Below are 25473 nucleotides of genomic sequence, written 5' to 3' on the forward strand. Positions count from 1 at the left end.
CCATATCACCCCGGCCGCGGCACCGACTACCCGGGGTTAACCCGACTGCCACTGACCGGACATCGTTCTGACCTGCTGTCATTCGCCAACCCGGCTTCACCCTGGTTCGCATGACGCAGCCGGAACTGCTTGTCAGCACCCCTGTCCAGCAGGACGGGGACGGCCCCCGCTACTCCCTCCTCGTCGCCCGTGACAGCGACGAGGTCGTCGCCGCGCAGAGACTGCGCTACGAGGTGTTCGCCGGTGAGATGGGGGCGACGCTGCACACCAGCGTGCCCGGCCACGACGTCGACGAGTTCGACGAGCACTGCGACCACCTGGTGGTCCGCGACGACCGCACCGGCGAGATCGTCGGCGGCTACCGGATGCTGCCGCCGGAGCGGGCCAAGGACGCCGGTCGGCTCTACAGCGACGGTGAGTTCGACCTCGCCAACCTGGACGCCATCCGCAGCTCCACGGTCGAGACCGGCCGCTCGTGCGTGCACCCCGACCACCGCAACGGTGCCGTCGTCAGCCTCGTGTGGGCCGGGATCGCGCGCTACATGCTGTTGAGCGGCCACAAGTGGCTCGTCGGGTGCGCCTCGATCCCGTTGCAGGACGGGGGAAGCTTCGCCGCCGGGGTGTGGGACGCGGTGCACGCCAAGCACTACGCGCCCGAGGAGTTCCGGGTCACGCCACACACCCCGTGGGACGTCGACGCGATCGCGCGGCCCGAGAAGACGGTGCTGCCGCCGCTGCTCAAGGGCTACCTGCGGCTCGGCGCGAAGATCTGCGGACGGCCTGCGCTCGACGCGGACTTCGGCGTCGCCGACCTCTTCATCCTGCTCGGCATGGACCACGTGGACCAGCGCTATCTGAAGTTCTTCCTGGGGGAGACGTCATGAGCCACGCCTGGATGCCCGCGTCGCCGTGTGGTGACGGGTGTGTCGGCCACGCGCCGGGGGAGGTCGGGAAGTTCCGGCAGACCTGGCGCGCGGTCACGGCCGTCACCGCGATCCTGTGCGGTGTGTGGATCGCGCTCGCGTTGCTGCTGCCCAGCAAGCAGCGCGAGAGCGTGGTGCGGCTGTGGTTCCACGCCGTGCTGCGGGCGTTCGGGGTGCGGCTCGAGGTGCACGGCGCGCGGAGGTTCCAGGAGGTGCCGAAGCGTGGTGTGCTGGTCGCGAGCAACCACGTGTCGTGGCTCGACGAGCTCGCGATCGACTCGGTGCAGCCGATCAAGCTCGTGGCCAAGAAGGACATCAAGAGCTGGCCGGTGCTCGGTCCGATCATCACCGCGGCCGGCACGGTCTACCTCGACCGCGAGAAGCTGCGCGAACTGCCGCGGACCGTCGACGAGCTCGCGGACACGTTGCGCGGCGGCAGCGCGGTCGGCATCCACGCCGAGGGCACCACGTGGTGCGGGCTCGCGTCCGGCCACTACAAGCCCGCGCTGTTCCAGGCCGCGCTCGACGCCGGTGTGCCGGTGCGCCCGATCGTGCTGCGCTACCGGATCGGCGACCACCTCACGACGCAGCCCGCGTTCATCGGCAGCGACACCCTGGTCGACTCGATCCGGCGCGTGCTGAAGGTCCGCGATCTGGTCGTCGAGGTCCACGTGCTGGACGAGATCGCTCCCGGTCGTGCCGCCACGCGTCGCGAACTGGCGAAACTTGCCGAAGAGCAATCAAACCGCTTGACCTCGACCGAACTGGAGATTGCACCATCTACAGGTGACTCTCACCGCGCCCGCACCATCACGCCTCTGGTCGCCTGAACGCCGCTGGCCCACGACGGGCATCCTCCTGCTGGTCACCCTGCTCGCCTTCGAGGCGATGGGGGTCGGCACGGCGATGCCCACGATGGTCCGCGAGTTGCAGGGCGAGGCGCTGTACGCGTGGCCGTTCCTCGCGAACCTCGCAGCGAGCGTCATGGCGACGGTCTTCTCCGGTCGTCTGTCCGACCGCAAGGGGCCGCGGCCCGCGATCCTGATCGGCGTCGGGCTGTTCCTCGCCGGGCTGGTCGTCGCGGGGGTCGCCCAGGACATGACGGTGCTGCTCGCCGGACGGGTGCTCCAGGGGTTCGGCGCCGGGTTCCTCATCGTCGCGGTCTACGTGCTGATCGCGCTGGTCTACCCGGAGGCCGACCGGCCCGCGGTGTTCGGCGCGCTGTCCGCGGCCTGGGTGGTGCCGTCGCTGGTGGGACCGGCTGTCGCGGGCTGGGCGACCGAGCAGTTCACGTGGCGGCTGGTGTTCCTCGCCATCGTGCCGTTGGTGCTCATCGGCAGCGTGCTGCTCGTGCCCATTCTCAGGAAGCTGCCACCGCACGCCGAGACGCCACCGCAGCGCAAGCACCTGCCCCTCGCGGCCGTGGCCGTCGGTCTGGGCGTGGCGGGTCTGAGTTGGTCGTTGCAGCACCGCACGTGGTGGATGCTCGCGGCGTCGTTGCTGCTGCTGGCACCCGCATTGCGCATCCTGCTGCCGAAGGGCACGTTGCTCGCCCGGCGCGGCCTGCCCGTCACGATCCTCGCGCGCGGCCTGCTCGCGGGCACGTTCTTCGCCGTCGAGGGCTTCATCCCGCTGACGCTGACCGTCGTGCACGGCTACTCGCCGCTGGAGGCGGGCATCCCGCTCACCCTGAGCGCGCTCGGCTGGGCGAGCGCGTCGATGTGGGCGTCGCGGCACCCCGAGATCGAGCGCTACACGCTCGTCCGCGTCGGATTCCTGTTCACCGCGACCGGCATCGCGGCCGTGACGCTCATCGCACCCACTTGGGGGCCTGCGATCCTCACGCCGGTGCTCTGGGCCGTCGCGGGCGCGGGCATGGGCATGGCGACGTCGAGCGTCGGCGTGCTGATGATGGCCGCATCGCCCGAGGCCGACCGGGGTTTCAACTCCGCCGCGCTGCAGATCTCGGACATGCTCTTCTCGGCGACCATGATCGGACTCGGCGGCGTGCTCGTGGTGGCGACGGCACCGACCGCGGGCGTGGTGGTGCTCAACCTGGCCATGGCGGCGTTGGCGGTGGTGGGAGCGATTCTGACCGGGCCCCGCATGCGGGCTACCCTGAAGACCTGATGGCTTATCTCGACCACGCGGCCACGACCCCCATGCACCCGCAGGCGGTCGCGGCCATGACCGAGGCGTTGTCCACCACGGGCAACGCCTCGTCGCTGCACACCTCCGGCAGGCGGGCCCGCCGGGCGGTCGAGGAGGCCCGCGAGAACATCGCCGACGCCCTGGGCGCCCGGCCGTCCGAGGTGCTCTTCACCGGCGGCGGCACGGAGAGCGACAACCTCGCGGTCAAGGGCATCTACTGGGCGAGCGGCCGTCGTCGCGTGCTGGCCTCCGCCGTCGAGCACCACGCCGTGCTGGACGCCGTCGAGTGGCTGGAGCAGCAGGGCGCCGAGGTCACCTGGTTGCCCACCGACCGGTTCGGGCGCGTGTCCGCGTCGTCGGTCGCGGACGCCCTGGACGACGACGTCGCGCTCGTTACCACGATGTGGGCGAACAACGAGGTCGGCACCATCAACCCCGTGCACGACATCGCGGCCGTGTGCGCCGAACGCGGCGTGCCGTTCCACACGGACGCGGTGCAGGCCGTGGGCGCCGTCCCGGTGTCGTTCGCCGAGTCCGGTGCTTCGGCGCTGACGATGACGGGCCACAAGGTCGGCGGCCCCTACGGCGTGGGCGTGCTGCTGCTCGCTCGCGACGTGAAGGCCACGCCGTTGATGCACGGCGGCGGTCAGGAACGCGACGTGCGCTCCGGGACGTTGGACGTGCCGTCGATCGTCGGCCTGGCGCGCGCGGTCCGGATCTCCGTGGAGGAACAGGCTTCGCGTGCGGTGGAGATCGCCGCGTTGCGCGACGAGCTGATCACGTCGGTGCGGGCGATCGTGCCGGACGTGATCGTGAACGGCGACCCGTCCGACCGCCTGCCCGGCAACGCGCATCTGACGTTCCCCGGCTGCGAGGGCGACAGCCTGCTGATGCTGCTCGACGCACGCGGTGTCGAGTGCTCGACGGGCTCCGCCTGCACGGCCGGCGTCGCGCAACCGTCGCACGTGCTCCTGGCGATGGGCGTCGAACCGTCGCTGGCGCGTGGCTCGTTGAGGTTCTCGCTCGGGCATACGTCGACGCGGGCGGACGTTGAGAAACTCGTGTCGGTCATCGGACCGGTGGTGGAGAGGGCCCGCACGGCGGGTCTGGCAGGTATGAGGCGTTCCCGGAAGGTGGTCAAGCAGTGAAGGTCCTCGCGGCGATGAGCGGTGGTGTCGATTCCGCGGTGGCGGCGGCGCGCGCCGTCGAAGCGGGACACGACGTCACGGGCGTCCACCTCGCTCTGTCGGCCAAGCCCGGCACGTTGCGGACCGGTGCGCGCGGCTGTTGCACCATCGAGGACGCGCACGACGCCCGTCGCGCCGCGGACCTGATGGGCATCCCGTTCTACGTCTGGGACTTCGCCGAGCGCTTCACCGAAGAGGTCGTCGAGGACTTCGTCGCCGAGTACGCCGCCGGCCGCACCCCGAACCCGTGCCTGCGCTGCAACGAGCGCATCAAGTTCGAGGCGTTGCTGGACAAGGCGATCGCCCTCGGTTTCGACGCCGTCTGCACCGGCCACTACGCGCGCCTCGAGCTGATCGACGGCCGCCCCGAACTGCGCCGCTCCGCCGACCTGGGCAAGGACCAGTCCTACGTCCTCGCGTCGTTGACGGCCGAGCAGCTCTCGCACGCGATGTTCCCGTTGGGGGACACGACGAAGGACGACGTGCGCGTCGAGGCGGAGTCGCGCGGCCTGTCCGTCGCGAAGAAGCCCGACAGCCACGACATCTGCTTCATCCCGGACGGCGACACGCAGAAGTTCCTGGCGGGCCGCATGGACACCAAGCCGGGCCTGCTGATCGACGACGCGACCGGCGCCGTGCTGGGCCGGCACGCGGGCGTGCACGAGTTCACCGTGGGCCAGCGCAAGGGTCTCGGCATCGACGGCCCCGCTGCCGACGGCCGGCCGCGGTACGTGCTGGCGCTGGAGCCGGTGTCCGGCAACGTGCGCGTCGGCTCGGTCGAAAAGCTCGCGGTGACGGGGATTTCGGCTTCCGCCCCGGTGGCGCACGTGGAGCTGGACGGGCCGGTCGAGTGCGTGGCGCAGGTGCGGGCGCACGGGGGCACGGCTCCGGCCGTCGCCGAACTCGTCGACGGTGTGTTGCGGGTGCAGCTGCGCGAGCCGTTGAAGGGTGTTGCTCCCGGTCAGGCCGTGGCGATCTACCGCGAGGACGCGGCGGGCGACATCGTGCTGGCCAGCGCGACGATCGACGCGACGAGCGTGTGACGTTCACCGACGCCGACAGCGCGGCCCTGTACGACCGGTTGAGCCCTTGGAACGGGCCGGACGCTGCGTTCTACGACCGGCTGGTCGACGAGGCGAGCGCGGTGCTGGACGTCGGCTGCGGCACCGGGCAGTTGGTGAGGTCAGCACGGGAACGCACGGCAAGGCGGACGCGGCGCGCTGGGTGTCGGAGTTCGACCTGGCCGTCATGTCCAGCAACGCGTTCCAGTGCCTGGTGACAGACGACGACCTCAGGGCGTCGCTGACCGCGATCCGGCGCACGTTGCGGCCGGGTGGCCGGTTCGCCTTCGACACCCGGTATCCCGCTGCTCGCGAGTGGGAGCGGTGGCCGGAGGCGGAGATCGCGGTCGACGATCTCGTGGTGAGCTACGCCGTCGAGTCGGTCGCGGACGGGGTGGTCACGTTCACCGAGTCGACCTCGCGGGACGGCGCCGTGCTGCGGGTGGACCGGGCCTCGTTGCGGTTCCTCGAAGTCGGCGAGGTGAACGACTTCCTGCGGGAGGCGGGGTTCTCGGTGCAGGACCAGTTCGGGGACTGGCACGGCGGTCCGCTCACCCCGACGTCCCGGTCGATCATCACCGTGGCGCTAAATCGCTTGTAGGGCACGGGAAGCGGATCTAGCGTTCGCGGTGTGACGTTCATTGACACGGAGTTCGACCTCGCCGCGCGGGCTCGCACCGCGTTTCGGTGCTTCGTCAGCCCTGCCGAGCGGCGGAAGCTGAACGGTCAGGCCCGGCGCGACGAAATGCCGGTGTGGGTGGTGTCGCCGTTGCGCAGGCTCGGTGCGCGCCGGTTCCGCCGGTCTAGCTGGGACGCCACTCCGAGTTCGCTCCGCACAGGAGCACGCAGGGCAGCTCAGTCGTCACGTCGCCCCTGAGGAACGACGCGAACGCCGCCGCGCCCGCCGGTTCGACCGCGATCCGGAACTCCTCCCAGAGGCGGTCCCGGGCCGCGAGGATCTCCTCGTCGGTGACCAGCTTCGAGGTGACGTTGTTGCGCTGCAGGATTTCCAGCGACAACGAGCCGGCGCGGGTGGCGCCGAGGGCGTCGGCGGCGATCGAGTTCACCACGGAGTCGACGGGCTCGCCGGCTTCCAGGGCGTTGTGCATCGCGCAGCAGTTCTCGGGTTCCACGGCCACGATGTGACGGCCGCCGGACGCCAGCGCCGCGCCTGCCACCAGGCCCCCTCCGCCGACGGCCACGAAGATCGTGTCCACGTCCGGGGCGTCCTCGACGATCTCCTGCGTGACCGTGGACTGGCCCTCGATCACGGGCATCGCGTTGTAGGCCTCGATGTAGGGCAGGTCGAGCTCACGGGCGGTCGCGGCGGCTTCCGCGTAGGTGTTGCCGTGCCGGATCAGCTTGGCGCCCAACGCTTCGATGCGCCGCGTCTTCGTCTCGGGCGCGGTCACCGGGACGAACACGGTGGCGTGCGCGCCCAGGAGTTGGGCGGCCTGCGCGACGGCGATGCCGTGGTTGCCGCCCGACGCGGTGACGACGGCCGAGGCGTTCAACGCCAGCAGGGTGTTCACCGCGCCGCGGAGCTTGAAGGAGCCGGTGAGCTGCAGGTGCTCCAGCTTGAGCACGAGCGGGCGGCCGTCCACCGCGACGCGCATGATCGGGGTGCGGCGGACGTACTGCGACAGCGTTCTCATGACACCAGCTTCCACAAGAACTGGACCAGAGTCACGATGCCCAGCAGGAAACACACCAGGAAGAACGTGCCGCCCGCCATCACGATCAGGCAGGCGCCCCAGGACGTCTCCTCGTTCGGGGTGGCGTCGAGTTCGTGCTGGAGTTCCCGCCGCGCCTCGGAGTAGAGGGCCGCGAGGCGGGTGCGGGCCGTCTCGGTCGGGGCCTCGTCCACGCGGCCGTGCCAGGAGAGAGCGACCAGGCGGGCTTCGGCGTGGCGGTAGGCGCGTTCGAACGCCTCGAGCTCGGCCGGGTCGCGGTCTTCGGCGAGGTACGCCCACCGTCCTGCCTGGGCCGGCTGGCCGAGGACTCGGTAGACGTCGGCGAGACGTTCGCGCAGATCGAGCCGTTGCGGGTAGGTGCCGACGAGCCCGGCGACGCGTTGACGTGCGCGAAGCACGCTGGCGAGGTCGCCTCGTCGCATCTCCTCGGCCGCTTTGTGGAGCGTCAGCTCTACCGGCATGAAGATTAGTTTTGCAGGTAGGGCTAGCTTTGACCCGTGTTCGGCCTATCGCTGCTGGTCTCCGGCCTCGCCTGGTGGCTGGGTCTCTACCTGCTCGCCCGCGACCCCCGCAAGCCGCTGCTGTGGTGGGCGGGAGCCGGGATGATCGGCTATTCGGCGGCCGTCGTGATGCCACATCCCGTGGTCATCGGGGTGCCGGCACTCGCCTGGACGGGTGCGATCCTGTTGCTCGCCCGCCCCGAGTTGATCAGGTGGTGGCTGGCGGCGATCGTGCCGTTCTTCGTGGCCTCGTTCTTCGTCCCATGGGTCGTATTGCTTCCTTTGGCCACAGTCACGGTCCTAGCCATAAGAAAACGTGCTTACTTTTCACTCGTTGGGGTGATGTTCGGGCTCTCGGCAGGCGCTTTCCTGCTGGGTCTGCTGCCGGACGCCATCACGTTGCCGTCGCTCGGGATCGACGTCGTGATCTTCGGGGTGCTCGTCGCCGTCACCGACGCGGTCGAGGAGGGCGAGGCGATCCGCGCGGACATGCTGCGGTCGTTGGTCATCTCCGGCTTCACGGCGCTGCTGTTCGGGTCGCAGGTGCTCCTCTTCGGCGGACCGGACCTGCTCGTCTTCACGACTGTGGCCGCGGCGATCGCCGTCCAGGTGCTCGCGAACCCGCTGGCGTCGGTGGTCGACCGCCTCGCCGTGCCCGCCGTCGCCGCCGAACGCGCCGAGCTCCGCGAAGCCGTCGAGGCGCTGCCCAAGCGGCGCCCGCTCGTCACCGAGGACGAGGCGGAGTTCGCCAAACTCACCCGCAAAGCACTCAGCCACTACGGCGATCTCGGGAAACTCGTCGCGAGCCCGTTGATAGCGCTCACCGAGGACGGACCGCCGTTGGACCGGGCCGCGCAACTCAAAACGATGCTGCTGGCGAGCATTCAACGGCTCAAGCCGGCCGACGGCGATTTCGGCACCAGCGACGAATGGCGTTACTACAACGCCGTCTACTTCTACTACGTCAAGGGAATCCGGCCGTACTCGGTGCGGACCAAGCGCGAGGACCTCGACGCGGAAGACCGCCGCGCGTTGCAGTGGTTCGTGACCCAGGTGCCCGAACGAACCCTGCACAACTGGCAGAACGCCGCCGCACGCCTGGTCGCGGCGGACCTGATGGCAGGAGTTGGCAGCGCTTGACGTGGTTTTGGCAGCGTTGAGGCGGCCACAGTCGGGCCATGCTGAAATTCGCCTTGAAACTCGACGGTGTCGCTTCCTTCGCCCTCGGCCTGCTGACGCTCCTGATCCGCCCGGAAGTCGGAATGCCGGCGGGCTGGCAGATCGGACTCGGCACTTTCTGCGTGGTCTACGGAATCGGCGTGTTCGTTCTCGGAACCCGCGCCAACCCGGACCGCCGAATCGTTCTCCTCGTCATCATCGGCAACGCGGTGTGGGCGCTCGACAGCGTTCTCACCGCCGAACTGAAGTGGTTCCCGCTCACCGACATGGGCGTCGCACTCGTACTCGCTCAGGGAATCGCGGTGCTCGGGTTCGCCGTTCTCCAGGCGATCGGGCTCAAGCGCGAAGGGTCCGCGACCGTCCCCGGAACTCAGCCACGATCTCGGTCCCACGCCTGAGCGTGATGTCGTAGATCCCGCTGCGGCCGAACCGGGTCCGTTCCACCGCCTCCGCCACCAGCTCGTCGCCCTCGTGCACGGGCCGGATGAAATCGATCTCGGCCGTGGCGGCGACGGTGACGGACCCGGCCCTGTTGCAGGCGCACGCGAACGCCGTGTCCGCGAGCAGGAAGAGGTAGCCGCCGTGCGCGATGCCGTGGCCGTTGATCATGTTCTCCGCGACCGTCATCCGCAGCAGCGCGTAGCCGTCGCGCAGCTCGATCGGAGCTATGCCGAGCCCGGTCGAGGCCTTGTCGGCGGCCAACATCTCAGCAGGACCATTCATTCGTGGCAGCGTAATCACCCTGGCGGTGGTGTCACGCAGCGTTCGTGTCGCCTTACTGTCCGGATGCATGATCGTTCAACATCGGAGGTGGTCACGATGGGTGGTTGTTCTTGCTGCGGCGGGTGCACGGGTCCGGGCTGCGGATGCTGCAGCTCCTGCTGAGCGCCTTGATGAAGTGAAGAAGGCCGTTGCGGGGCTTTGAGGTCCCGCAACGGTCTTCGCTCGGCTAGGCGTCCCGGACGTCCGTGCCGTGCTCCGCGAACGCCTTGAAGTCCTGCATGTGCACCAGTGACTGCTTGCGGAACGAGCCGGGCATAAGTGCCCCCACCAGCCGCATCAGCACGCCGTTGAACCTGTACTCGCTCTCCTGCTCCCAGTGCGTCGTCTCCGGCCCGGCCTCGGTGAACCGGTCGCGGTTGGCGCTCCACATGCCCTTGCCGACGATCTCGCGCTCGAAGTGCACGACGCTGCCCGCCGGAATCGCGTGCAGGTCAAGAGGTTCGCGGCGGGTGATGGTCTCGGTGGCCTCGAACTCCTGCTGTCCCGTCTTCAGCACGACCCGCGACCGGGTGCCGACCTCGCCGTGCGCCCCGCTCACCGGTTCGTGCACGACCAGGCCCCGCAACCACATCGGCATGACGGCGGGGTCGGAGATGAGCTGGACCACCTTCTCGCGCGGCAGGGCGATCTCGATCGAGACGGTGTACTTCACAGCGCGCTCCAGACGTCGAGGACTGCCGACATCCTCGCTCAGCCCTCAGTTGGCGGCGAACTCCCGCCGGGCGGGCATCTTGCGAAAGCCGACGAGCACGAGGTTCACCAGCACGCCCGCGACGGCGAGGAATCCGCCCCACCCCATCACCGGCACCACCAGGATCACCGGCCCGTCGAACAACGCTCCCGCGTCGTCGTAGCCGAGCATCAGCACGAAGGCCGTGACCAGAGCGACCGCGCCACCTGCTGCTGCGCTGACCCGGCCGGCGACGGAGGGCCACCAGCTGCACGCGTGCAACACCAACGCGCCGACGAGGTAGATCGGCCAGCCGGGGAAGCGGGTCACCCCGAACCCCGTGTCGCCGTAGTACGTCCACGGCACCAACAACGCCAACGCGGTGCACGCCAGCGCGAGGCCGTAAGTGATCCACTTCGACATGGTCGACTCCGCTGCTTCTGAACGAGTGAGGGCCGGCACGGGACAAAAGTCCCATACCGGCCCTCACTCGCAGGGCGGATCAGCCTGTGTAGGTCTTGAAGAGGTTCGTGAACTCCCAGTTGGCCTGCGAGATGCCACTGCACGTGGGCGAAACGCCGCCGCCGGGGCAGCCCTTGTCGCGTCCGGCGGACCAGAACGCGACACGGCCGACGTGGTTGGTCTTCGCGTAGGCGAGCACCTTGCGTGCGTCGTCCTGCGTCGTCGTCGGACCCGTGTCGTTGCGTCCGATCATCGGCGTGAGACCCAGCAACGCCTTCAACTGCGCGTCGGTCTTCGTCGGCCAGATGGCGCGCATCTGCCCGAGGGTGGCGTTGGAGGCGGCGACCATCGCGTCGCCCCAGTTGCCCGTGTAGCCGAAGTTCATCAGCATCGGGTTCACGAGGACGGTGACGCCCTTCGCGGCCGCGTCCTTCAGCACGTCGACCGAGTACGGGTCCATGCCGTAGTCCTGGCCCTGGATGCGCATCGTGTAGCTGACGGTGGTCTTGCGGGTGTCCTGGAGCCTCTTCAGCGCCGCGTTGACCGTGGCCTGGGGGATCGTGGCCTCCACGTCGACGTCGATGCTGTTGGAGCCCACGGCGTCGAGCACCTTCACGTAGGCGTTGTACAGCGAGTCAACCGACGTGCAGACGTGTTCGAGGTACGGGCCCATGGCGCCGCCCGTCGCGACGATGACGCTGCCGCCCGCCGCCTTCAACGCCTTGGTGTCGTTCACGATGCGGCTGTCGTTCAACGGCACCGTGCCGCCCCATGCGGGGTCGCAGCCTGAAGACGAGCCGAGCGCGAACGCCAGCGTGAAGTGCTTCTGGCCGGTCGCGTTGGCCACGTCCATGAGTGACGGCGTCGGCATCGTGATGTCGATGTACGGGGCGACGAGCGCGCTACCGGGCGTGGGCGGCACATCGGAACCCGTGGTGGTGGTCGGACCGCCAGTCGTGGTCGTCGTGGTGGTGGTCGTAGTAGTGGTGCCGCCACCACCGCCGCACGGAACGCCGTTGAGCTTGCAGTTCGTGGGCAACGCGGAGCCGCTCACCAGGAAGCCGAAGCTCGTCGACGCACCCGCGCCGACGTTGCCGTTGTACTCGCGGTTGGTGAACGTGTGGTGGTTGCCGCTGCTGGTCGCCGTGGCGTCCCAGTACGAACCGAGCGTCGCGCCAGGGAGGTCGAACTCCAGCTTCCAGCTCGTCAGCGCGGTCGACCCGGCGCTGATCGTGAACTTGCCCTGGTAGCCGGAGCCCCAGGACGAGTCCTGGCTGAACGCGGCGGACTCGCCGGCGGCCGAGGCGGTGGGGGCGATGGCGACGAGTCCGGCCACCAGTGCGGTGGCGGCCCCGGCGGCGAAAACGGCAAAGCGGGCCATCGGGTGTGTCCTTCCGGCAGGGGAGGAAGGGAGTGGTGCAGGACCACGGGGCGCGTCGCGGTCCTGCACCACGTGCAGGGAGGCGCCCGTACGTTCAGCGCCTGCTCAATCACGGTAAGTGGCCTAGACCATAGCGTCAATGGGTCTAGACCTCTTCTGTCCGCCGGACAGTGGAACAATTCGGCGGGTGCGTGGAGCAACTGGAATCGGATCGCTGCCCGGAACCGACATCGACGAGGCGGCGAGGATCGTCGTCGGCGAGCTGCCGGACCTGCCGCACGTCCCGGAGCTGCCTGGCCGGGGAGTGGGCGCGGACATGATCGGCCGCACCGCCGGGTTGCTCGTGGACCTCGCGATCGAGGTCATCACCTCCGGTTACCGCGTGAACCCGCGCCCCGGCCGTGACCACCGCCGCGCCGTCGACCTCCTGCGCGGCGACCTCGACGCGTTCGACGAGGCGTTGGAACGGGCGGGCGCGCAGCCGGACACGGTCAAGGTGCAGGCCGTCGGGCCGTGGACGCTCATGTCGAACATCGAACTGATGCGTGGCCATCGGGTGCTCACGGACCGAGGGGCCGTCAAGGAGTTCTCCGAATCCCTTGCCGAGGGGCTCAGGCAGCACGCTGCCGAGGTCGCCAAGCGCACCAAGGCGAAGGTCGTCGTGCAGCTCGACGAACCCGGCCTGCCCGCTGTGCTGCAAGGGCTGCTGCCGACGCCGTCCAAGCTCGGCACCGTGCCCGCGGTGCCCGGTCCGGACGCCCGTGCGGTCCTTGCGACGGTCATCGAGGCGTTGGGCGACCACGAGGTGATGGTGCACTGCTGCGCGCCGCACCCGCCGTTGACGTTGCTGCGAGAGGCGGGCGCGACGGCGATCGCGTTCGACGTGTCGCTGATCAAGGGTGCAGAGGCGCTGGACGAAATCGGCGAGACCTGGGAGGCGGGCACGACGCTCGCGCTCGGGCTGGTGCCGAGCCTCGACCCCGGCACTCCGGTGACGCTCAAGGAGGTCGGGCAGCGGGCGTTCACGCTCGTCGACCGCCTGGGGTTCCCGCGCTCGATCCTCGCCGAGAAGGCGCTGCCCACTCCGACGTGCGGTCTAGCCGGTGCGACGTCCACTTGGGTCAAGCGCGCACTGTCGCTGACCCGCGATCTCTCCTCGTCGTTTTTGGAACCGCCCGAGGGCTGGTGATGTCCGGTTTGGGCGGCTAGTCTGCTGCGAACTATTAGGAAACTTTCTTAACCGAAGGCCCATCGCCGGGGCCTGGATCGGGAGTTCCTCTCATGCGCATCAGACGTGCGGCCCTCGTGGCCGCGGTGCTCGCCGGCGTGATCACCACGCCGGCCCAGGCCGAGACAGCGGCCGGGCACATCCGGCTCGACCAGGTCGGGTTCGGCAACTCCGAGCAGAAGCACGCCTACGTGCTCGGTGGCGCCGCGAACACCAAGTTCTCCGTTGTGGACAGCCGCGGCCGGACCGTGCTGACCGGCAGGACCGGTGCCTCGACGGGGTCGTGGAGCGACAAGTTCACCTCGGTCCACCCGATCGACTTCTCCTCGTTGAAGAAGTCCGGCAAGTACCGGATCAAGGTCGGGTCCGCGACGTCGGTGGAGTTCCAGGTCGACTCGCTGAAGAAGCTGTTCTCGCCGGTCGCGCACAACACCGTCGAGTTCTTCCAGGCGCAGCGCGACGGCGCCGACGTCATCCCGGGCCGCCTCAACCGCAAGCCCGCGCACCTCACCGACCGCGAGGCGCTGGTCTACGAGGCGCCGGTGTTCGCGGGCGAGGGCGGCGACCAGATCGCCGCGCCGCTCAAGCCGACCGGTGCGAAGGTCGACCTCGAGGGCGGCTGGTTCGACGCCGGTGACTTCGTGAAGTTCACGCACGCCTCGTCGTACTCGACCGCGTCGATGCTGCTGGCGTTGCGCAACAAGCACGACGACGCGCTCTACAACGAGGCGAAGTTCGGCCTCAAGTGGCTCGACAAGGCGTGGGACGAGAAGACCGGCACGCTGTACGCGCAGGTCGGCATCGGCACCGGCTCCGAGGAGTTCGGCTTCGTCGGCGACCACGACGTGTGGCGCCTGCCCGAGGCCGACGACAAGCTGAACGTCAAGCCGGGCGACAGCGAGTACTACATCAAGCACCGCCCGGTGTTCCGCGCGAACGTCGCCGGCGAGAAGATCAGCCCGAACCTGGTCGGCCGCGTGTCGGGCTCGTTCGCGCTGGCCGCGCAGATCGAGGCGCGCAAGAACCCGCGACTGGCGAAGTCGTACCTGGACAAGGCGGCGCAGCTGTTCGCGCTGGCCAAGACCGAGAACGTCGGCGAGCTCGTGACGGCGTTCCCGCACGCGTACTACCCCGAGGAGTCGTGGACCGACGACATGGAGTTCGGCGCGACCCAGCTCGCGCTGGCCGCGAAGGCGTTGCACGACAAGCGGTACGACCAGTTCGCTCGCGCCGCCACGCACTGGGCCAAGGAGTTCCTGGCCACCCAGGACCCCGACACCCTGAACGTCTACAACATCTCCGCGCTCGGGCACGCTGACCTCGCACCGTTGCTGAAGAAGGGCATCCGGGGCGCCGAGGTGACCGAGAAGCAGGTCGTCGGCGACATCCAGCGCCAGCTGAAGAAGGGCGCGGACGCGGCGGCCACGTCCCCGTTCCGCACCGCGGCCAACGTCGAGACCTGGGACGTCGGCTCGCGCACGTTCGGCTACATCACGACGGCGGCGCTGTACCAGAAGCTGACCGGCTCGAAGGAGTACCAGACCTTCGGCACGCAGCAGCGCGGCTTCGCCCTCGGCACCAACGCGTGGGGCACGTCGCTGATCGTCGGCGTCGGCGAGAAGTTCCCGGAGTGCCCGCACCACCAGGCCGCCAACCTGTCGGGTTCCCCGAACGGTGGCAAGAAGGTGCTGGTCGGCGCCGTCATCAACGGCCCGAACGACGCGTCGCTGTTCGGTGGCCTCGGTGAGATGCCGCCCGGTTCGGTGAACTGCACCAAGCCCTACACGCTGGAGTTCGACTCCGCGAAGTCCGTGTTCGCCGACGACCTGCGCTCGTGGCCGAGCTCCGAACCGGCCATCGACTTCACGGCCACCGGCGTGCTCGGCTTCTCGCTGATCGCCCACTCCTGAGTGGCGCCGGCGCGGGCCTGGGTGTCCAATTCGGACTTGTGCTCAGGCTCGCGCTGGTTCTGGTGCTGCTCATGTCCGGTACGGCGCACGCCCTGCCGTTGAACGTGCTCTGCCGCGTACCCGGCGTGCACGACGCGGAAGTGATCCGCGTCGTGCACGCCGTCGGTCTTTCCCTGCGGGTGAGCGACAAGGTGATGCTCGCCGGGTTCGAGGCCGGGTGGGTGGAGTCGCACATGAACAACCTGGCGTGCGGCGACGCGGACTCGCTGGGGGTGTTCCAGCAGCGGCCCTCGATGGGGTGGGGCACGCCGGACCAGATCATGAACGTCACCTACGCGGCCGGCCGGTTCTTCGAGCTCGCGGTGCGGATGGACCGTGCTCACCTCTCGCCCGGCCTGCTGGCGGACGCGGTGCAGCGGTCCTGCTGTCCTGAGCGCTACGACCAGGCCGAACCTCGCGCGTTGATGATGCTGCGGCAGGCCTGGCAGGGCGGGCCCGAGGTGGTCGGCGGAGTGGTCCACGTCGTTCAGGACGGCGACGTGTGGGTCGACGGGCTGCGGTTGACCACGTCGCAGGACTTCGTGGGACGGCCCTCGGTGGCGGGCGGCACGGTCTACGCGCGGACGGCTCGGGGCGAGGTTCGCGCGGTGACGGGCGGGACTTCGCGGGTGGTGGCCTCGGGCGTCGCGGGGGATCCGGAGGCGGTGCTGCGTCCTGATGGGACGGTCGAGCTGTTCGCCGTGCTGGTCGACGGAAGCGTGGCCAGGTTGTCGGAACCCGCCTGGCCGCAGAGCCCGCCCGGTTTCGCGACCGGCAAGCCGTCGGCCGTCGTGCACGCCGACGGGTCCGTGGGTCTCTACGTCCGTTCCGGTGACAAGCTGATGGCGACCGCCGCCGGCGCCTGGCGGGAGATCGCGACCGGCCTCGAAGGCTCACCCGACGCCGTGGTCCGTCCAGACGGGACGGTGGGCGTCTACGCCCTGAAGGACGGACGCCCCCAGCGCCTCGGTGCCACCTGGGAACCGTTGGGGGAAGACCGTTTCATCGACACGGTCTCCGCCCAGCCCGACGGCACCTTCTACGCCCGCACCGCCGAGGGCAAGGTCGTCAAAGCCGGGTGAACGGCTCCGCGTACCGGAACTCGCCGGGCTCCACGTCCCCGAACAGCCGCGCCTGGAAGTGCTCCTTCCACGACGGGTCCGGCGGCGTGATGCCGAAGTCCGAAGCCAGCCGGAACCCGAACCGCGAGTAGTACCCGGGATCCCCCAACAGGATGACGGCGCGTTCGCCGCGGGCCTCCGCCGCGCCGAGCACCGCGTGCATCAGCGCCGACCCGATCCCGTCGCGCTGGTGCTCCGGGTGCACCGCGATCGGCCCCAGACCCAGCGCCGGCTGGTCGCCCACGTACCCGCGCGTGCACACGACGTGGCCCAGCACTCCGTCCGCCACCAGCGACAACTCCGGGATCCAGCCCTCGTCCTCGCGCAGCCAGTCGATCAGCGGTGCCTCGGGGCCGTCGGAGAACGCCAGGTTCGTGACGGTGCGGATGGCGTCGATGTCTGCGGGTGTCTCCCGCCGGATCAGCATGACCCCGCACTGTGGCCAAACACGTCGCCGTGCGCCACCCGATTTCCCACTCCATAATCCGCACCGTGGTCGTGAGACAGACCGTAATGGTGTGCGTACTTGCCGTGGTGGCTTATCTCGTCGTGTGGTGGGCAACAAGCGAAGACGAACCGGAAGCCAAACCGGCCACCCAGGCGTTCCTCACCGACTACTCGAAGGCCGAGAAGGGCAGTTGCGTGAAGTTCGACGGCCCCGGCGAGAACGACCTGGGCCTCACCGTCGTCGACTGCCAGGGCCCCAAGGCGGCGCTCAAGGTCGGCACGGTCCTCGCCGACACCAACGGCAGGTGCCCGCGCGGTGACTACAAGATCCTGCGCGACACCAGGCACAACGCCGCGTTGTGCCTGGTGCCCAACGCGACCAAGGGCGACTGCTTCGAGCTGGACACCGATGATCTGCAACGGTCCGTGGTGTCCAAGTTCGACTGTGCGGCGCCGCGGGCGAACGTGCAGGTCGTCGACCTCGCGGCAGAAAGTTGCCCCGAAGAGACCGAACTCGGTGTTCCCTATGAGGAGATGACGCTCTGCCTGAGGAGGGTGCGTTGATCGTCTTCGAGGGTCCGGCCGAGTTCGACGCCTGGCTGCACGAGAACGGCGCGAACGAGACCGAGCTGTGGCTCAAGTACGCCAAGAAGGGTTCTGGCGTGCGAACGATCACCTACGACGAGGCGTTGGACGTCGCGTTGTGCCATGGGTGGATCGATGGGCTCGTACGGTCCGTGGACGAGTCCTACTACTCGCAACGCTGGACGCCGCGTAAGGCGCGCAGCAAGTGGTCCAAGCGCAACTGCGGCAAGGTCGAAGAGCTGATCGCACAAGGCAAGATGCTGCCCGCAGGCCTCAAAGAGATCGAACGCGCCAAAGCGGACGGACGCTGGGACGCGGCCTATGCCGGACCGGCGACCATCGAGGTGCCGGACGACCTCACGGCGGCTCTCGAAGCCAACCCCGAGGCCGCAGAGGCGTTCAAAGGGCTGAACAGTCAGAACAGGTACGCCGTGCTGCTGCGCATCCACGACGCGAAGAGGCCGGAGACACGGCAGAAACGCATCACTCAGTTCGTTGAAATGCTGGCCGAGGGGCGAAAGCTCTACCCTTAGGAATCATGAAGTGGTTCCGCCGCCGCAAAGCCGAAGACGTCGTCCCCGCTCACCTGCCGAACGCCGAGGAAGCCGCGCGACGGTTCTGGGAGCGGTGGTTCGAGCTGGTGCCGGTGGTCAGCGCGGCGCTCGGCGACGGCGAACCGCACCGCGTCGAGGAGGAGCTCGACGACCTCGTCCGCGGCCTGCACCCCGACCTGGCGTTCTCCCTCGAACAGGGCCACCTGGCGATGTACGCGCTGGTGATCACCGGTCAGGAGGACCCGCGGCTGCGCCCGTACACCGACGCGTGGATCAACGCCGCGCCGCCGTCGGACATGGTCTGGGAGTTCCACGACTCCGTGCCGCCGGTGCCGGACCCGACCGAGGTGATCATCAACCTCGGCCAGACGCGGATGCGGCTCGGCGACTACCGCGTCGTGGCCCAGGTGGACGGTGACGTCGTGGACGTCGCGGTCTACCACCCGGCGCTCGCGGGCCTCACCGACCAGCAGCGGCAGACGATGACGTTCCTGCCCCTGGACGTCACTCTGGGCGAGCGGCTGGCGGGGGAACGGCTGCGGCGCGTGGAGACCGCCGAGCTGGAGCCGCAGGGCACGATCAGCCTCGTGGAGCTGCGGACCCTGGTGCGGGAACTCGCCGGGAAAGCCGAGCTCTGAGAACTGTCAGACCTGCTCACTAAGCTGTGGGACGTGAGCAGCGAGAGCCTGGAAGACGTCCCCGCAGAGGTGCGCGAGCAGCACGCCGTGCTCGCGGAAGAGGTGCGTTCGCACCAGTTCCGCTACTACGTGCTGGACGACCCGATCGTCACCGATGGTGAGTTCGACGCGCTGCTGAAGCGGCTCGAGGCGATGGAAGCCGAGCATCCCGGCCTCGCGACGCCCGAGTCGCCGACGCAGCTCGTCGGCGGCACGTTCTCGACCGAGTTCAAGGCGGTCGACCACCTGGAGCGCATGCTCAGCCTCGACAACGTCTTCGCGCAGGACGAGCTGACGGCGTGGTTCGAGCGCGTGCAGAAGGAGATCGGCGAGGGCACGCACTTCCTGTGCGAGTTGAAGATCGACGGCCTCGCGATCAACCTGCTGTACGAGAAGGGCAAGCTCACGCGCGCTCTGACCCGTGGCGACGGCCGCACCGGTGAGGACGTGACGCTGAACGTCCGCACCATCAAGGACGTCCCCGTGGTGCTCGAAAGCTCGGCCGAGCACCCGGTGCCGGACCTGGTGGAGGTGCGCGGCGAGGTCTTCTTCGCGGTGGAGGACTTCCTGGCGCTCAACGCCTCCCTGGTCGAGCAGGGCAAGCCGCCGTTCGCGAACCCGCGCAACACGGCCGCGGGGTCGTTGCGGCAGAAGGATCCCAAGGTCACCGCGTCGCGCAAGCTGCGGATGATCTGCCACGGCATCGGCAAGACCGAGGGCTTCCAGGTCGCCAGCCAGTCTCTCGCGTACCAGGCGCTGAAGGCGTGGGGTCTGCCGACGTCGCCGCACACCGAGGTGCTCACGGACCCGGCGGACGTGCGCAAGAAGGTCGAGTACTGGGGCGAGCACCGGCACGACGCCGTCCACGAGATCGACGGCCTGGTGATCAAGGTCGACGAGGTGTCGCTGCAACGGCGGCTGGGCACGACGTCGCGGGCCCCGAGGTGGGCCATCGCGTACAAGTACCCGCCGGAGGAGGCCACGACGACGCTCCTCGACATCCAGGTCCAGGTGGGCCGCACGGGCAGGGTGACGCCGTTCGCCGTGATGGAACCGGTGAAGGTGGCCGGGTCGACGGTCGCGCGGGCCACGCTGCACAACGGGTCCGAGGTGAAGCGCAAGGGCGTGCTGATCGGCGATCGCATCGTCATCCGCAAGGCGGGCGACGTGATCCCCGAGGTGCTCGGCCCGGTGCTGGCGGCCCGCCCGGCCGACGCGCGCGAGTTCGAGATGCCGACGCGGTGCCCGGAGTGCAACTCCGTGCTGCGGCCCATGAAGGAGGGCGACGTCGACATCCGTTGCCCCAACGCCGAACGCTGCCCTGGTCAGCTGCGCGAACGCCTGGCGTACCTGGCTTCCCGGGCCGCGCTCGACATCGAGGTGCTCGGCTACGAGGCCGCCGCGGCGATCACCTCGTCCACCATCTACACCAACGAGGCCGACCTGTTCGACCTCGACGCGGATGCGTTGCGGCAGGTCGAACGCTTCGTGACGATCAAGGGCGAGCTGTCCGCGAATGCGTTGAAGCTGATCGACAACCTGGCGGAGGCGAAGCAGCGTCCTCTGTGGAGGGTGCTGGTCGCGCTGTCGATCCGGCACGTGGGCCCGACGGCGGCCCGTGCGCTGGCGCAGGAGTTCGGCTCGATGGACGCGATCATCGAGGCTCCCGAGGAGGCGCTCGCGGGTGCCGAGGGCGTCGGGCAGACCATCGCGACGGCGGTCGTGGAGTGGCGTGAGACCGAGTGGCGTCAGGGCGTCGTCGAACGCTGGCGGGCCGCGGGCGTGCGGATGGAGGACGAGCGCGACGAGTCGATCGTGCGCAACCTCGAAGGCCTGTCCATCGTGGTCACCGGCTCGCTGACGGAGTACTCGCGCGACTCGGCGAAGGAGTCGATCCTCGCCCGCGGCGGCAAGGCGGCGGGCTCGGTGTCGAAGAAAACCGCTTTCGTCGTGGTCGGCGACTCACCAGGATCCAAGTACGACAAGGCCGTCTCGCTGAAGGTGCCCGTGCTCGACGAAGCGGGCTTCCGCGTCCTGCTGGAGCAGGGCCCGGACGCGGCGCGAGAGGTGGCCCTTCCGGTGGAAGAAGGTGCTGATGGCTGATCTGATCATTCGCCCGGCCGCGGAGGCCGATCTGCCCGCGATCGGCTCCGTGACGGTCGAGGCGTACCGCGCGGACGGTTACGTGGGCGACCACGACGACTACGCGACGCTGCTGGCCGACTCGGCGGCCCGGTTCCGCGACGCCGAGCTGCTCGTCGCGCAGGACGAGGGCGGCGCGGTGCTGGGCTCGGTGACGGTCGTGCACCCCGGTACGCCGTACGCGGAGATCTCCCGGCCCGGCGAGGTGGAGTTCCGCATGCTGTCGGTCTCCGCGGCGGCGCGAGGCCGTGGCGTGGGCGAGGCCCTGGTGCGCGCGGTGATCGACAGGGCGCGCGCGGCCGGCGCGACCCACGTCGTGCTGTCGTCGTCGGAGAAGATGCTGGCGGCGCACCGGTTGTACGAGCGGATGGGCTTCACCCGATTACCGGACCGCGACTGGTCCCCGTTGCCGGGCATCGACCTGCGGGCGTACGCGTACGTGCTGCCGCTCTGAGCAACCCCGGTTCGCGGCCGTGCGTCCTGTCGGACAAGCGCCGCGGATGGGGGTTCGCGAATGAGACCGGTGGTCCTGCTCGTCGTCCTGCTCGTGCTGGCTTCCTCGGCCGCACCGAGGCAGCTCGCCACAACCGACCTGCGCGGGATCGAACAGCTGGCGCAGCGCTACTTCGAACGGAGGGCGGACAAGGTCACCAACCTCGCGTGGCAGCCGGGCTTCGGCGTGCCCACGACCGAGACGTTCGCGGCGCAGCTGCGGGTCGACGAGGCGAAGCTGGAACGGGGGCGCGAGCGGCGCCGGGCCTTCCCGACCGGCGGCTACTCACGTGCGCGCGTCACGACAACGCCGCGGCGCACGCACGTGGACCACGACGGCAGCGTCGTCATGCACCTGTACGAGGTGACGGACCTGTACTTCGAGAAGTCGCCGACGTTCAACTACTCCAGCTACGGCATGGCACACGTGCTGATCTTCAGCCCGTCGGCCGACGGCTGGCTGCTCGCGGCCTCGACCCGTGCGCCGGGCGCCGTCTGCAAGGTCCCGCCGGAGACGCAGTTCTGCGGTCACGGCTCAGAACGATGAGATGATCCGCGCCCGCAACTTGAGGTCACCCGCGGCCTGCTCGTACAGCAGGTCCCGCAACACCTCGGGCGGCAGGGCTCTCAGCACGTCCTTGAGCTCCACGTCCTCGGCGTCCGGCGGCGGCACCGTCTCGCCCCGCTCCAGCAACACCAGCCCGACCGCCACGCAGTGCTTGCAGAAGAACCCCTCGGACCCGTGCGGGCAACTGCACGATCCGACCAGCTGAGCCCCCGACCACGACAGCTCCACCACGTACGCGTCCTCGTCACCACCCCGAACCCGGGCCGCGACGTGCCGGCTGTGCACCCGCAGGGACAGCACGGCCTCCCGGTACGTGAGCCCGCGCCAGTACGACTTGGTACCCGCGCGGTGCAACAGCAGCTCGGTGGTGAGGGTCGTCGACACGGGGGTCATCCAACCGGGTGACCGCAGAAAGGATCAACATGATCGCGATCGGCCCACTACAACCCGCGGACCGACCGGCCTGGCAAGAGCTCTTCGAGGGCTACAACACCTTCTACGAACGCACCCTGCCGCCCCAGACCTACGACGAGAAGTGGCAGGCGTTCCAAGAGGACAAGACCATCCACGCCCTGTGCGCCCGCGACGACACCGGCCAGGTGGTCGGCATCGTCCACTTCCTCAAACACCCCAGCACCACCACAGCAGACGTCTGCTACCTGCAAGACCTCTTCACGGCCCCCGAAGCGCGCGGCCGAGGAGTCGGCAGCGCGCTCATCGGGGCAGTGGCGACCTGGGCGGAAGAACAAGGCTGCTGCCGCGTCTACTGGCACACCAACGAACGCAACAAGACCGCGCAGAGCCTCTACGACCAGTTGGCGGAACGAACGCCGTTCATCACCTACCGCCGGCAGCTCTAACGAGCCGTCGACTCCAGGTCCAGCAACGTCACGGCGGCCCGGAAGTACTTGTTGGTGCCCAGGTCCCGCACCGTCTTGATGTTGAACGCGGCCTTGAGCTTCTCGGCGTCACCGGGACTCACGCCCTGCAGCGCGTCCACGGGCGCGTCCAGGATCTCGGTGAGCGGCAGGTTCTCGTACGCCTTGTCGAGGAGCATGTCGAGGTTCACGGTGACGGCCATGATCTTCATACCTCCGGCAGAAGTGGGGCGATCACGGCAGATTCTGGGGTCACCCGGCAGATCCCGCAGGACGTAACGGTGGCAGCCACCCACTCGATGAGGCGGTCATGCACAAGCTCGAAGCCCACGAGGTGCCCCTGCACAAGGTGTTCGGCAGCGACTACGACTTCCGGATCCCCGACTACCAGCGGCCCTACGCGTGGGAGGTCGAGCAAGCCCAGCAGTTGCTCGAAGACCTGGTCGAGGCCGAGGCGGGAGACAGCGACGAGCCGTACTTCCTCGGGTCGATGGTGCTCGTCAAGGCCGACGGCAAAGCTGATTCCGAGGTGATCGACGGTCAGCAGCGGCTCACGACGCTCACGATCCTCCTGTCGATCGTCCGCGACCTCACCACGCACGACGGCATCCGCACCTCGCTGCGCAAGATGATCGTCGAGGAGGGCGACGACCTGCTCGGACTCAAGCCGAAGCCGAGGCTCGCGCTCAGGAAGCGTGATCAGGTCTTCTTCCGCACCTACGTCCAGGAACCCGGCCACATCGAGAAGTTGATCGCACTCGATGACACGGCTCTGGAGACCGACGCGCAGAAGGCGGTTCGCGACAACGCCAGGGTGCTGCGGTCCGCTCTTGTCCGGTTGGGTGAGGAGGCGAGGCACCGGCTGGTGAGGATGATCAGCGCGCAGACCTTCCTCGTGGTGGTCAGCACGCCGAACCTGGACAGCGCGCACAGGATCTTCAGCGTGATGAATGCGCGGGGGCTCGACCTCTCGCCGGCCGACATCTTCAAGTCGAAGGTCATCGGAGAGCTCGACGACGAGTACGCCGCGAAGTGGGACGAGGCCGAAGTGAGGCTCGGGCGGAGCGACTTCGCCGACCTGTTCCTGTACATCAGGATGATCTTCGCCCAGGAACGCGCCAAGCAGGACCTCATGACCGAGTTCCCGAGGCAGGTCCTGAGCCGGTACCTGCCGGGACGAGAGGCCGCGTTCGTCGACGACGTGCTGGTGCCGTACGCGGAGGCTTACGAGAAGATCCGCGACTTCGGGTACGAGTCCTCGGTCAAAGCCGAGCAGGTCAACTCATGGTTCCGGCGGCTCGCACAGGTCGACAACAGGGACTGGCTGCCACCCGCGTTGTGGGCGGTCCGCCATCACGGTCACGACCCGGTCTGGCTCGACCGCTTCCTCGCCAAGCTGGAACGGCTCGCCGCCAGCATGTTCATCCGCCGCGTGTACACAACGCCGCGCGTCATGCGGTACTCCAACCTGCTGCGGGAGCTCTCCGCCGGGTTCGGGCTCGACTCCCCGGCATTCGTCCTGGACGCCGACGAGCGCGCCGGCACGGTGAGTCAGCTCGACGGCCAGCTCTACCTGGTCCAGAAGACGCGTCGGTACGTGCTGCTCAGGCTCGACGAGATGCTGGCGGGGGATCCCGGCGTCATCTACAAGTTCCCCGTGATCACGGTGGAGCACGTCCTGCCGCAGAGCCCGAAGGCGGACTCGGCGTGGTTGAGTGACTTCTCTTCGGAGGAACGTGCCACCTGGACCCATCGGCTCGCGAACCTCGTGCTGCTCAACAGGTGGAAGAACGCCGAGGTCAGCAACCGGGACTTCGTGAGCAAGAAGAGCAAGTACTTCCTGAGCGGCAAGGACGTTTCCGCGTTCGCGCTGACCAGTCAGGTGATCGCGCAGCCGGAGTGGACTCCCGCGGTGCTGGAGACGCGGCAGAAGGAACTGGTGCGCATCCTCTCCGAAACGTGGGACCTGTGATCAGCGTTTCCGCTTGACCGCCACCACGATCACCGCGGCGATCGCGATCAGCCCGGCCACGCCGAGCGCCAGATCGCCCATCGCCAGAGCGTCGTCCTGAGCCATCACCAGGGCCAGTCGCATGCGTTCAACGTAACCCTTGGAGCAACCCCGCGCCGAGATTGTGTGGGACCGTATGAGGTGTGCTGCAAGCCTGTCTGAACGGCTCCCGCACAGCCGAGGAGCACCCGGCCCTGCCGCTCACACCCGAGCGCCTCGCCGAGGACGCGGCCGACGTCGCCGCGCTCGGCGTCACGTCCGTGCACATCCACCCGAGGGACGTCATCGGCCTGCCGACCCTCGTCGGGCCCGAGGTGGCCACGACGATCGCGACGGTCCGCGCCGCCGTGCCGGGCATCGAGATCAGCGTGTCCACCCACGTTCCCGGCGGCAACCGCGGCACGTTGATCGCGAGCTGGGCACCTCTCGCCACCGGCAGGCCGGACATCGCGAGCGTGCACGTCCGGGACCCGCGCTGGCGTGATCTCGTGCGGTCCCTGGACCAGGTCAACGTCAAGGTCGACCTGGTCGTGGACGCGCAGGTCCCGCTCACGGACCTGCCGCAGGGCGTCGGCCGCATCACCGTCGTGGCGACGCGTGATCGAGCGGAAAGCCTGCTGCGCCAGGTGGAACCGCTCGGCCTGCCGATCCTGCTGCACGGCACGGACGCCGACGCGTGGCAGGTCCTCGACTACGCCGCGTTGCTCGAACACCACGTGCGCATGGGTCTGGAGGACACGCTGCGCCTGCCGGACGGACGCCAGGCGCGCAACAACGCCGAACTCGTCGCCCTGGCCCGCAAACGTCAGCGGAGCAGGGCCCCGAGCTAG

At 68.8% G+C, this 25473-nt stretch carries 30 protein-coding genes; 20 read left to right on the top strand and 10 right to left on the bottom strand.

Translation table 11 applies throughout. From position 1 onward, the window contains the following. Positions 1 to 110 precede the first annotated feature (110 nt). From JNUCC0626_RS41145 to JNUCC0626_RS41170, 6 genes are all read left to right on the top strand, one after another. A complete protein-coding gene (locus JNUCC0626_RS41145; protein ID WP_394616056.1) occupies positions 111 to 884 on the top strand; it encodes a GNAT family N-acetyltransferase in 774 nt (257 codons plus the stop codon). Next, positions 881 to 1753, top strand: a complete 873-nt coding sequence (locus tag JNUCC0626_RS41150; protein ID WP_394616057.1) for a lysophospholipid acyltransferase family protein — start codon at positions 881 to 883, stop codon at positions 1751 to 1753. The genes JNUCC0626_RS41145 and JNUCC0626_RS41150 overlap by 4 nt, the downstream gene beginning before the upstream one ends. Continuing rightward, complete coding sequence (locus JNUCC0626_RS41155; protein WP_394616058.1) at positions 1710 to 3053, top strand: MFS transporter; 1344 nt, start codon at positions 1710 to 1712, stop codon at positions 3051 to 3053. The genes JNUCC0626_RS41150 and JNUCC0626_RS41155 overlap by 44 nt, the downstream gene beginning before the upstream one ends. Next, entirely contained in the window at positions 3053 to 4222 is a 1170-nt protein-coding gene (locus JNUCC0626_RS41160) for a cysteine desulfurase family protein (RefSeq protein WP_394616059.1), read from the top strand. Before JNUCC0626_RS41155 ends, JNUCC0626_RS41160 begins: the two co-directional genes overlap by 1 nt. Next, entirely contained in the window at positions 4219 to 5304 is a 1086-nt protein-coding gene (gene mnmA / locus JNUCC0626_RS41165) for a tRNA 2-thiouridine(34) synthase MnmA (RefSeq protein ID WP_394616060.1), read from the top strand. The genes JNUCC0626_RS41160 and mnmA overlap by 4 nt, the downstream gene beginning before the upstream one ends. A 181-nt stretch (positions 5305 to 5485) precedes the next feature. Next, complete coding sequence (locus JNUCC0626_RS41170; RefSeq protein ID WP_394616061.1) at positions 5486 to 5923, top strand: hypothetical protein; 438 nt, start codon at positions 5486 to 5488, stop codon at positions 5921 to 5923. Between the two features lie 202 nt (positions 5924 to 6125). Here JNUCC0626_RS41170 and JNUCC0626_RS41175 read toward each other — a convergent pair whose 3' ends face one another. Then, positions 6126 to 6977, bottom strand: a complete 852-nt coding sequence (locus tag JNUCC0626_RS41175) for a serine/threonine dehydratase (RefSeq protein WP_394616062.1) — start codon at positions 6975 to 6977, stop codon at positions 6126 to 6128. Then, entirely contained in the window at positions 6974 to 7477 is a 504-nt protein-coding gene (locus JNUCC0626_RS41180; protein ID WP_394616063.1) for a DUF6584 family protein, read from the bottom strand. Before JNUCC0626_RS41180 ends, JNUCC0626_RS41175 begins: the two co-directional genes overlap by 4 nt. 36 nt (positions 7478 to 7513) lie before the next feature. Here JNUCC0626_RS41180 and JNUCC0626_RS41185 point away from each other — a divergent pair, with 36 nt between their 5' ends. Together JNUCC0626_RS41185 and JNUCC0626_RS41190 are read left to right on the top strand one after the other, a co-directional pair. Next, the gene (locus JNUCC0626_RS41185) at positions 7514 to 8656 is read left to right on the top strand and encodes a hypothetical protein (protein ID WP_394616064.1); all 1143 of its coding nucleotides are present in this window, start codon (positions 7514 to 7516) and stop codon (positions 8654 to 8656) included. Between the two features lie 38 nt (positions 8657 to 8694). Beyond that, complete coding sequence (locus tag JNUCC0626_RS41190) at positions 8695 to 9093, top strand: hypothetical protein (protein WP_394616065.1); 399 nt, start codon at positions 8695 to 8697, stop codon at positions 9091 to 9093. Here JNUCC0626_RS41190 and paaI read toward each other — a convergent pair. The 4 genes from paaI to JNUCC0626_RS41210 form a co-directional block, all read right to left on the bottom strand. After that, positions 9032 to 9418, bottom strand: coding sequence for a hydroxyphenylacetyl-CoA thioesterase PaaI (gene paaI / locus JNUCC0626_RS41195; protein ID WP_394616066.1), 387 nt, complete (start codon positions 9416 to 9418; stop codon positions 9032 to 9034). The two genes, JNUCC0626_RS41190 and paaI, sit on opposite strands and share 62 nt — an antisense overlap. A gap of 226 nt (positions 9419 to 9644) precedes the next feature. After that, a complete protein-coding gene (locus tag JNUCC0626_RS41200) occupies positions 9645 to 10130 on the bottom strand; it encodes an SRPBCC family protein (protein ID WP_394616067.1) in 486 nt (161 codons plus the stop codon). A gap of 45 nt (positions 10131 to 10175) precedes the next feature. Further along, positions 10176 to 10571: a hypothetical protein gene (locus tag JNUCC0626_RS41205; RefSeq protein WP_394616068.1), complete on the bottom strand. Its 396-nt coding sequence runs from the start codon at positions 10569 to 10571 to the stop codon at positions 10176 to 10178. A gap of 79 nt (positions 10572 to 10650) precedes the next feature. Then, complete coding sequence (locus JNUCC0626_RS41210) at positions 10651 to 11991, bottom strand: glycoside hydrolase family 18 protein (protein WP_394616069.1); 1341 nt, start codon at positions 11989 to 11991, stop codon at positions 10651 to 10653. Between the two features lie 139 nt (positions 11992 to 12130). Here JNUCC0626_RS41210 and JNUCC0626_RS41215 point away from each other — a divergent pair, with 139 nt between their 5' ends. The 3 genes from JNUCC0626_RS41215 (at position 12131) to JNUCC0626_RS41225 (ending at position 16250) form a co-directional block, all read left to right on the top strand. Continuing rightward, the gene (locus JNUCC0626_RS41215) at positions 12131 to 13180 is read left to right on the top strand and encodes a methionine synthase (protein WP_394616070.1); all 1050 of its coding nucleotides are present in this window, start codon (positions 12131 to 12133) and stop codon (positions 13178 to 13180) included. A gap of 92 nt (positions 13181 to 13272) precedes the next feature. Continuing rightward, on the top strand, positions 13273 to 15129 hold the full coding sequence (locus JNUCC0626_RS41220; protein ID WP_394616071.1) for a glycoside hydrolase family 9 protein: 1857 nt from the start codon (positions 13273 to 13275) through the stop codon (positions 15127 to 15129). 38 nt (positions 15130 to 15167) lie between these two features. Then, positions 15168 to 16250 (top strand): hypothetical protein, encoded by a 1083-nt coding sequence (locus tag JNUCC0626_RS41225; RefSeq protein ID WP_394616072.1) that lies wholly within the window; start codon positions 15168 to 15170, stop codon positions 16248 to 16250. Here the strand turns inward: JNUCC0626_RS41225 and JNUCC0626_RS41230 are convergent. Then, entirely contained in the window at positions 16237 to 16716 is a 480-nt protein-coding gene (locus JNUCC0626_RS41230) for a GNAT family N-acetyltransferase (protein WP_394616073.1), read from the bottom strand. The two genes, JNUCC0626_RS41225 and JNUCC0626_RS41230, sit on opposite strands and share 14 nt — an antisense overlap. Before the next feature lie 71 nt (positions 16717 to 16787). On the opposite strand from JNUCC0626_RS41230, the gene JNUCC0626_RS41235 reads away from it, so the two are divergent. Genes JNUCC0626_RS41235 through JNUCC0626_RS41260 form a run of 6 tightly spaced genes read left to right on the top strand, consistent with a single transcriptional unit; the run spans position 16788 to position 21733 of the window. Further along, positions 16788 to 17300 carry an LppU/SCO3897 family protein gene (locus JNUCC0626_RS41235; protein ID WP_394616074.1) on the top strand — a complete coding sequence of 171 codons (513 nt, stop codon included), beginning with the start codon at positions 16788 to 16790 and terminating at the stop codon, positions 17298 to 17300. After that, positions 17297 to 17854 carry a YdeI/OmpD-associated family protein gene (locus JNUCC0626_RS41240; RefSeq protein WP_394616075.1) on the top strand — a complete coding sequence of 186 codons (558 nt, stop codon included), beginning with the start codon at positions 17297 to 17299 and terminating at the stop codon, positions 17852 to 17854. Before JNUCC0626_RS41235 ends, JNUCC0626_RS41240 begins: the two co-directional genes overlap by 4 nt. Positions 17855 to 17859: 5 nt before the next feature. Then, the gene (locus tag JNUCC0626_RS41245; RefSeq protein ID WP_394616076.1) at positions 17860 to 18513 is read left to right on the top strand and encodes a hypothetical protein; all 654 of its coding nucleotides are present in this window, start codon (positions 17860 to 17862) and stop codon (positions 18511 to 18513) included. Positions 18514 to 18546: 33 nt separating this feature from the next. Next, the gene (gene ligA, locus JNUCC0626_RS41250; protein ID WP_394616077.1) at positions 18547 to 20655 is read left to right on the top strand and encodes an NAD-dependent DNA ligase LigA; all 2109 of its coding nucleotides are present in this window, start codon (positions 18547 to 18549) and stop codon (positions 20653 to 20655) included. Next, entirely contained in the window at positions 20648 to 21148 is a 501-nt protein-coding gene (locus JNUCC0626_RS41255; protein ID WP_394616078.1) for a GNAT family N-acetyltransferase, read from the top strand. Before ligA ends, JNUCC0626_RS41255 begins: the two co-directional genes overlap by 8 nt. 60 nt (positions 21149 to 21208) lie before the next feature. Beyond that, positions 21209 to 21733 (top strand): hypothetical protein, encoded by a 525-nt coding sequence (locus JNUCC0626_RS41260; RefSeq protein ID WP_394616079.1) that lies wholly within the window; start codon positions 21209 to 21211, stop codon positions 21731 to 21733. Here JNUCC0626_RS41260 and JNUCC0626_RS41265 read toward each other — a convergent pair. Continuing rightward, positions 21722 to 22138, bottom strand: a complete 417-nt coding sequence (locus JNUCC0626_RS41265) for an SWIM zinc finger family protein (RefSeq protein ID WP_394616080.1) — start codon at positions 22136 to 22138, stop codon at positions 21722 to 21724. The two genes, JNUCC0626_RS41260 and JNUCC0626_RS41265, sit on opposite strands and share 12 nt — an antisense overlap. A gap of 38 nt (positions 22139 to 22176) precedes the next feature. Between JNUCC0626_RS41265 and JNUCC0626_RS41270 the strand changes: the two genes are divergently transcribed. Then, the gene (locus JNUCC0626_RS41270; protein WP_394616081.1) at positions 22177 to 22614 is read left to right on the top strand and encodes a GNAT family N-acetyltransferase; all 438 of its coding nucleotides are present in this window, start codon (positions 22177 to 22179) and stop codon (positions 22612 to 22614) included. Here the strand turns inward: JNUCC0626_RS41270 and JNUCC0626_RS41275 are convergent. After that, positions 22611 to 22835, bottom strand: a complete 225-nt coding sequence (locus tag JNUCC0626_RS41275; RefSeq protein ID WP_045315834.1) for a hypothetical protein — start codon at positions 22833 to 22835, stop codon at positions 22611 to 22613. The genes JNUCC0626_RS41270 and JNUCC0626_RS41275 overlap by 4 nt on opposite strands. 107 nt (positions 22836 to 22942) lie before the next feature. Between JNUCC0626_RS41275 and JNUCC0626_RS41280 the strand changes: the two genes are divergently transcribed. Continuing rightward, positions 22943 to 24604, top strand: coding sequence for a DUF262 domain-containing protein (locus JNUCC0626_RS41280; RefSeq protein WP_394616082.1), 1662 nt, complete (start codon positions 22943 to 22945; stop codon positions 24602 to 24604). Here JNUCC0626_RS41280 and JNUCC0626_RS41285 read toward each other — a convergent pair whose 3' ends face one another. Next, on the bottom strand, positions 24605 to 24727 hold the full coding sequence (locus JNUCC0626_RS41285) for a hypothetical protein (protein ID WP_382443988.1): 123 nt from the start codon (positions 24725 to 24727) through the stop codon (positions 24605 to 24607). A gap of 59 nt (positions 24728 to 24786) precedes the next feature. On the opposite strand from JNUCC0626_RS41285, the gene JNUCC0626_RS41290 reads away from it, so the two are divergent. Next, positions 24787 to 25473, top strand: a complete 687-nt coding sequence (locus JNUCC0626_RS41290; RefSeq protein ID WP_394616083.1) for a 3-keto-5-aminohexanoate cleavage protein — start codon at positions 24787 to 24789, stop codon at positions 25471 to 25473.

Origin of the sequence: Lentzea sp. JNUCC 0626, assembly GCF_043632865.1 — a bacterium.
Lineage (GTDB): Bacteria > Actinomycetota > Actinomycetes > Mycobacteriales > Pseudonocardiaceae > Lentzea.

Excerpts from the sequence above, each read along its gene's own strand:
- JNUCC0626_RS41180 (WP_394616063.1), bottom strand. The coding sequence starts at position 7,477 with ATGCCGGTAGAGCTGACGCTCCACAAAGCGGCCGAGGAGATGCGACGA.
- paaI (WP_394616066.1), bottom strand. The coding sequence starts at position 9,418 with ATGAATGGTCCTGCTGAGATGTTGGCCGCCGACAAGGCCTCGACCGGG.
- JNUCC0626_RS41270 (WP_394616081.1), top strand. The coding sequence starts at position 22,177 with ATGATCGCGATCGGCCCACTACAACCCGCGGACCGACCGGCCTGGCAA.
- JNUCC0626_RS41215 (WP_394616070.1), top strand. The coding sequence starts at position 12,131 with ATGGGTCTAGACCTCTTCTGTCCGCCGGACAGTGGAACAATTCGGCGG.
- JNUCC0626_RS41275 (WP_045315834.1), bottom strand. The coding sequence starts at position 22,835 with ATGGCCGTCACCGTGAACCTCGACATGCTCCTCGACAAGGCGTACGAG.
- JNUCC0626_RS41220 (WP_394616071.1), top strand. The coding sequence starts at position 13,273 with ATGCGCATCAGACGTGCGGCCCTCGTGGCCGCGGTGCTCGCCGGCGTG.
- JNUCC0626_RS41260 (WP_394616079.1), top strand. The coding sequence starts at position 21,209 with ATGAGACCGGTGGTCCTGCTCGTCGTCCTGCTCGTGCTGGCTTCCTCG.
- JNUCC0626_RS41210 (WP_394616069.1), bottom strand. The coding sequence starts at position 11,991 with ATGGCCCGCTTTGCCGTTTTCGCCGCCGGGGCCGCCACCGCACTGGTG.
- JNUCC0626_RS41145 (WP_394616056.1), top strand. The coding sequence starts at position 111 with ATGACGCAGCCGGAACTGCTTGTCAGCACCCCTGTCCAGCAGGACGGG.
- JNUCC0626_RS41160 (WP_394616059.1), top strand. The coding sequence starts at position 3,053 with ATGGCTTATCTCGACCACGCGGCCACGACCCCCATGCACCCGCAGGCG.
- JNUCC0626_RS41245 (WP_394616076.1), top strand. The coding sequence starts at position 17,860 with ATGAAGTGGTTCCGCCGCCGCAAAGCCGAAGACGTCGTCCCCGCTCAC.
- JNUCC0626_RS41175 (WP_394616062.1), bottom strand. The coding sequence starts at position 6,977 with ATGAGAACGCTGTCGCAGTACGTCCGCCGCACCCCGATCATGCGCGTC.
- JNUCC0626_RS41280 (WP_394616082.1), top strand. The coding sequence starts at position 22,943 with ATGCACAAGCTCGAAGCCCACGAGGTGCCCCTGCACAAGGTGTTCGGC.
- JNUCC0626_RS41285 (WP_382443988.1), bottom strand. The coding sequence starts at position 24,727 with ATGCGACTGGCCCTGGTGATGGCTCAGGACGACGCTCTGGCGATGGGC.
- JNUCC0626_RS41230 (WP_394616073.1), bottom strand. The coding sequence starts at position 16,716 with ATGCTGATCCGGCGGGAGACACCCGCAGACATCGACGCCATCCGCACC.
- JNUCC0626_RS41255 (WP_394616078.1), top strand. The coding sequence starts at position 20,648 with ATGGCTGATCTGATCATTCGCCCGGCCGCGGAGGCCGATCTGCCCGCG.
- JNUCC0626_RS41150 (WP_394616057.1), top strand. The coding sequence starts at position 881 with ATGAGCCACGCCTGGATGCCCGCGTCGCCGTGTGGTGACGGGTGTGTC.
- JNUCC0626_RS41190 (WP_394616065.1), top strand. The coding sequence starts at position 8,695 with ATGCTGAAATTCGCCTTGAAACTCGACGGTGTCGCTTCCTTCGCCCTC.
- JNUCC0626_RS41205 (WP_394616068.1), bottom strand. The coding sequence starts at position 10,571 with ATGTCGAAGTGGATCACTTACGGCCTCGCGCTGGCGTGCACCGCGTTG.